Genomic DNA, 4,988 nt, shown 5'->3' on the forward strand with positions numbered 1-4,988 from the left:
GATTGGTTCGGGTCGGAGGCCGGTCTGCCGGCGTCCGACTAGCACGCGGTCACGCGCCCATAGGCGCGGGATTTGCCCAACTACTCTAGTCAGAGCTGGTTAAAACAAAGGCAAACACCAAGCCGCATTGCTTACAAAAAAGTTGGCTCAAACACGTTTTTTCCAAGCAAAAACGGCAATTTCGCTGAGCTTTGGAGATAAATACTGCTGCATAATTTTATAGGAGTGACTGATTATGACTGAAGATTTTAAGGTGATTTTAAAAAGAGCGAACGGCTCAAGAGACGAAATTACACGCACGTTTGAAGCTAAACCGCGACTCGGTGACGGTCTATTTTTTGATGGGGAAGGTTTTGAAGTTGTGCGTGTGGTGACTGACACAGTTGGTCACGACAAGAGCATTGTGTATGCAAAATCGACTGGCTGTGTGTAGCTGGGGCTACTGTACAAGGTTGTGGCGGTGCAAGCCGCTACAGCTCTGCCCGATATGCTTGGGGGAAGCAATTTGGGCGCACTCCGAGGGGGAAAACGCAAACGAGCTGCAGCGGCTATCCGTGAGTGTCAGAGTAATTCCTGACTCAGCCACAGGTAGAACAGCCAGCCTTTACAAACAAGGCGAAAATGAGCGCCAAAGCGTCACGGGTTCGTGTGCGAAACCGACCAGCCTGGAGCCGGAGCAAAGGAAAGGCGACTTGCGCCGCCCTGCCCTTCCCTCAGTTCTGCTCGTCGTCGTCATTCCGCTTCGGGAAAGCCACCATTTCGACGCCGGGGAACATATCGTGTTTGACCTGGATCGAGGTGATGTTGCCGTGATCATCGGTGTTTACAAAGGCGACACCGCAGCGGTTCCAGAAGTTCTTGCCATCTTTTTCACCGGCTTTGACGTTCAGTTTCAGAGTTTGAGTTGCCATTGTTTGATCCTCGTTTTTGAGTGTTTCGATGAACATGGAAGAAGCGGGCATAAAGGAGTTGTCAGCAGGTAATTTGTCCCGCGAGGAATGCGCGATCAGCGCAGGGGAAATTACCTGTTGAAGCGGAGCGCCCGGAACGGGGGCTGCGCGGCTACTCCGACTGCCCGATTATGTTCATCTTGAAAGAAACACGTGAACGAGGATCTTCACTGGCAACGGGTTTGAGGCTGTCAGACCGAGTGAAAGGCAAGAACTTCTGGGCCCGCTGCGAGCGGAACACCTGAACAAAGGGAAACGAGGCAACATCACCTCGATCTGACACAAGCTCTGTGCGCAGATCCGCGAGCTGGTGGCTTTCCCGAAACGGGATGACCTGCAGAACATCGATATTGGGCGCATTGGCGGTGCAAGACGCCCGCTCTGGGTGGCAAAGCACTAGAAACGTCAACTTCTACGGGAAAGCCCTAATTTCGGGGCATGCGTAGATCGGTTAGAAATATTCCGACCCTACCACTTACCGCTCACACACGGTAACACCCCTGAGGCCAGCAGCGACCCCCTCATGCTGGCCTCATTCAATTTCCGATCAAGATAAAGAAAAGCGGGCTGGCCGCTGTAGCGGCCCCCTGCGCGGGCAGCGCACAGTCCTGGTCGAGTGGGGCTGCTGCCCCGCGCGGCCGGGACACCAAAGACGCCTAACCATCATGCCGCCAGTCTGAAAAAAGCCCGCCGAAGCGGGCCAAGGTCTCTCGCCACGAGAGGAAAACAAAAAAAGCTCTTTGAGGCTAACGGTTGCGCGCCCGATCGACAACGCCGTCATAGGTGATCGCGGTAATCCGATCTTCAGTGCGGCGGGTCATCTCGATCCCGTCACCTGTCATTGTTGTTTCTGCGTGTTCAGTCCATTTGAAGATACTGCCATCCGCTTCGACATGGGTTTCATCTTCAGCGGCACGGCGTTTGACAGAACCATCATGGTGAACCTCAATGATTGTGCCGTCTGCCATTCGGACAGTTACAGAATGGTCATCAACAGCAACCCCTTGCCACCAGATTTCAGCATCGCGGCGAACAACAATCCGGTTGGGATGCAGCTTGATTTGCACATCTTGGGTATCTTCTGGATCGGCGGCTTTGACCACAACAATGGCCTCTTGCTCGGCAGGGGCGCCATGAATTGACGCGCTGCCGTTCTTCGGCGGCCAGAACTTCGGTTCGTCGCGTTGGCGTTTGTTCTGGTCCTTGTGGAACGCAATATACATTTGCGCGGACTTCCAGACGCGGCGCGCGGCTTTTTCAACCTTTGTTACGGCGGTGGATTTTGTCATTCTTTCAGTCCCTCAATCGGATGGGTGATCCCAAGGATTCAAAACATTGACGCCTAAGAACTGAAACGGCTTCACGTCTCTGGTTGCTACAGAAAAACCGTGTGTCTTTGCAATCGCCGCGATCTGCGCGTCTGCCAACTTCACGTCATAGGCTTTCGCCTCGGCTTGCATGGTCGCAAGGGCTTCCGCAGCCGCACGGTCGAATGGCAAAATCCGGTTGCCGCAGAGACGGCCTAGCGTAAAGTCGAAGCCTTTCCAAAGCGCAGCTTTCCGCTTGCCGTCAGGCAGTAGTTCAATCCCATATCGCACCTCAAAGATGGTGATTGTCGTGGTGTAAAACTGCGCGCTATGCAGCGCATTCAACCACCCAATCACCGCCTGCGAAGGGGTCTCCTTCATGGGGTCGGACAGTACATTTGTGTCTAAAATAATCACCCGAAGTCCGCCGGTTCTGCTTTGTCGTCACTGCGTTCAATATCAGGCAAGAACGCATTAAGGCCCTGCACGTACTCAACAATCACGTCGCCAACCTTTTCGGCTGGTCGAGACGCTTCATCGAGAAGTTGCCGAGCGGCTTCCTCCGTGCTGATGCCACGTTCTGCCGCGACAAACCGCACGCGACTGTGAACGTCATCAGATAGGTTTCTGACTGTCAGATTTGCCATTTCATCCTCCATGGTGGGTAGTGATAGCATACAGCTTATGTGATAGCAGTGCAATCAAATATCAAGTATGCTATCATCCTTTCATTGCGTTCCAGTTCTCACCTTGCGGGATTACATCAGCCTCGCGCCTCAACACTGCGGCGCGGTTGTTGAGGGCCACTATGACAGCAGTGGTCGGATGGTCGCCACGGTGGCCACGCTGCGGGCGCTGCAATCCGGTCGGCCCAGACTTTAATAGCCAAACTGCACTCTCAATGGCCTCAAGATCATCCTCGATCTTGATCATTTCCAGCGGCATACACATTGCATGAGTTTCAAGGTCGCGGCGCATTTTGCGCGACCATCGACGGCTGTTCAATTTCCACGCGGCTGCACACCATTCGGCCACGTTGCTCCATCGCACGCGCGTTCCGGGCGTCGTGTAAATGTAGCGTGTCATGTTCCACAAACCCCGTCACATTCGCTGCGAAAGTCAAAATCCGGCCCACCTGTTTCGGCTTCAAAGTCGATGTCGCCAAGGGGTCGGCAAGATCGGTGCATATATTCCAGCGCGCGCATCCCGGCTGCGGGACCGTTACGGCGCATGGCAGCATCCAGCGCAACTGCATCAGAGAAGGCGTCTGGATCGTTGAGGCTCAATTCGAGCCAACGTGCATTCGTGCGGAACGGGCAACCGATACAGGCGGATTTGGGTGGCTCCGGGTATCCATGCCGCTTGCACCACTCGGAACAGTCACCGCGCGACATGCGGGCCTCTACGAGCGGCCAACGATGCGTGATCCAGCTTTCAGGCGCATCTTTGATCCGCTCCATTTCGTCGGTGCTGATGCCAATCCACTGCTCTACGCGAAACGCGGTCGCGCGCGCGCCTTTGGGAACCCCGAGCAGGCGGCGAACTTCGGCACGGATCGGATCAATCTTGGCCTCTCGGGTACATTGGCGGCGGTTCATCCCGCCTTGGCCCAGAAAATAAGGGATAGTTACAAATCGGCCTTCGGCGCGATCCGCGCGAGCCTGGACTTGCGCGCGCAAGTCCACGGCCTTTACACGGTGGATCGGAAACGGCAGGACGTTCCCAGATGAAAGCCAGTCCAAATGCTCATAAACCGCTTTAGGCTCCCATCCGGTATCTGCGAAAATAGCCAAATCAGGCATTGGGCCGATTTCGCCGTGAGCCGCCATCAGCGCCAGCGTAGTGCTTTGAACGCCTGCCCCCAACGAAAGAACTCTGAGGTCGGCATTCTCAACTGGCTCACTGACACCGGGCCAAATCGGGTGTTTGTATTGGGTCGCGTCGAACATGGTTAAATCCCTGCTGTGGACAGGGCGCATTGCGCCCTGCCCTGCTGGTTTCAGAAGCACTCGGGAACCCAAGCGTCGATGCGGGCCTTCTGTTCAGGGGTGACGCGCAAAGCCTTTTGATGCTCTGGATCGTTGAACAGCTTGTGCATCGCTTCGTTCTTCTCGCCCTTCTTGGACTTGCTGAACGCGCGGTAGTCGTCGGTATCCATGTGCAAATCCAGAAGGTCTTTATAGAGGTCGTCAAGCTGCCAGCCCTTCAAACGCTTGAAGCAGTTGGTTTCTGATGGTGTCCAGATCGAGCGCATATCAGCGCCAACATCAGCCGCGATTTCCGCCATGAAGTCGGCCCGCTGGGTTGTAAAGCGCCGCGCGAGAAACGCGGTGATTTCGCCGTTGCGGGTTTTCTTGCCCAGATCGCGGAATGCCTTGAACGCTTCGATGCTGCCTTTCCCGGCCATTTCCTGAAACTGGTTGTAGGCTTCCTCTGCGGCCTCATCCCGCTCACCGCCAAGGCGCGGATCAAGAACAAACTGGTCGTCAATCTCGGGCGTGTTGTTCTCCGCTCCGCCATAGCCGAACCCGAACAGGCTGGTGTAGTGACCGGATGCCGGTGTCGCATAGAAGGCAAACAGGCTCAGAACATACTCGGGCTTGTCCAGCATGGCCGTTTGAACAGCCGCCAGCCGGATCGCTTTCATGTCGTCGATGAACTTCTGCGAGAATGCCGGTTTTTCAGCTTCCGATGCAGTGGGCTTAGAAGGTTTTGAGGGGGCTTCGATGAA

The 4,988-nt window shown here is 55.3% G+C and carries 7 protein-coding genes and 1 pseudogene; 1 reads left to right on the top strand and 7 read right to left on the bottom strand.

What is annotated here, in order from left to right; genetic code table 11:
- Positions 1-235: 235 nt before the first annotated feature.
- Positions 236-433, top strand: a complete 198-nt coding sequence (locus AC2FPW_RS18010; protein WP_496814825.1) for a hypothetical protein — start codon at positions 236-238, stop codon at positions 431-433.
- Positions 434-713: 280 nt separating this feature from the next.
- Here AC2FPW_RS18010 and AC2FPW_RS18015 read toward each other — a convergent pair whose 3' ends face one another.
- From AC2FPW_RS18015 to AC2FPW_RS18045, 7 genes and pseudogenes are all read right to left on the bottom strand, one after another.
- Positions 714-911, bottom strand: a complete 198-nt coding sequence (locus AC2FPW_RS18015) for a hypothetical protein (RefSeq protein WP_480774401.1) — start codon at positions 909-911, stop codon at positions 714-716.
- A 785-nt stretch (positions 912-1,696) separates the two neighbouring features.
- The gene (locus AC2FPW_RS18020) at positions 1,697-2,239 is read right to left on the bottom strand and encodes a hypothetical protein (RefSeq protein ID WP_496814826.1); all 543 of its coding nucleotides are present in this window, start codon (positions 2,237-2,239) and stop codon (positions 1,697-1,699) included.
- Positions 2,240-2,251: 12 nt separating this feature from the next.
- On the bottom strand, positions 2,252-2,674 hold the full coding sequence (locus tag AC2FPW_RS18025; RefSeq protein WP_480774403.1) for a type II toxin-antitoxin system VapC family toxin: 423 nt from the start codon (positions 2,672-2,674) through the stop codon (positions 2,252-2,254).
- Complete coding sequence (locus tag AC2FPW_RS18030) at positions 2,671-2,904, bottom strand: FitA-like ribbon-helix-helix domain-containing protein (RefSeq protein WP_475214494.1); 234 nt, start codon at positions 2,902-2,904, stop codon at positions 2,671-2,673. The genes AC2FPW_RS18025 and AC2FPW_RS18030 overlap by 4 nt, the downstream gene beginning before the upstream one ends.
- A 73-nt stretch (positions 2,905-2,977) precedes the next feature.
- A complete protein-coding gene (locus AC2FPW_RS18035) occupies positions 2,978-3,343 on the bottom strand; it encodes a hypothetical protein (RefSeq protein ID WP_496814827.1) in 366 nt (121 codons plus the stop codon).
- Positions 3,340-4,206 carry a hypothetical protein gene (locus AC2FPW_RS18040; RefSeq protein WP_496814828.1) on the bottom strand — a complete coding sequence of 289 codons (867 nt, stop codon included), beginning with the start codon at positions 4,204-4,206 and terminating at the stop codon, positions 3,340-3,342. The genes AC2FPW_RS18035 and AC2FPW_RS18040 overlap by 4 nt, the downstream gene beginning before the upstream one ends.
- A 50-nt stretch (positions 4,207-4,256) precedes the next feature.
- Positions 4,257-4,988 (bottom strand): annotated as a pseudogene (locus tag AC2FPW_RS18045) (ParB/RepB/Spo0J family partition protein); the annotation flags it as partial.

The organism is Ruegeria sp. SATB027, from assembly GCF_059613825.1.

What these genes read in the sequence shown, in the direction of transcription:
- AC2FPW_RS18010 (WP_496814825.1), top strand. Translation starts at nt 236, where the DNA reads ATGACTGAAGATTTTAAGGTGATTTTAAAAAGAGCGAACGGCTCAAGA.
- AC2FPW_RS18015 (WP_480774401.1), bottom strand. Translation starts at nt 911, where the DNA reads ATGGCAACTCAAACTCTGAAACTGAACGTCAAAGCCGGTGAAAAAGAT.
- AC2FPW_RS18020 (WP_496814826.1), bottom strand. Translation starts at nt 2,239, where the DNA reads ATGACAAAATCCACCGCCGTAACAAAGGTTGAAAAAGCCGCGCGCCGC.
- AC2FPW_RS18030 (WP_475214494.1), bottom strand. Translation starts at nt 2,904, where the DNA reads ATGGCAAATCTGACAGTCAGAAACCTATCTGATGACGTTCACAGTCGC.
- AC2FPW_RS18035 (WP_496814827.1), bottom strand. Translation starts at nt 3,343, where the DNA reads ATGACACGCTACATTTACACGACGCCCGGAACGCGCGTGCGATGGAGC.
- AC2FPW_RS18040 (WP_496814828.1), bottom strand. Translation starts at nt 4,206, where the DNA reads ATGTTCGACGCGACCCAATACAAACACCCGATTTGGCCCGGTGTCAGT.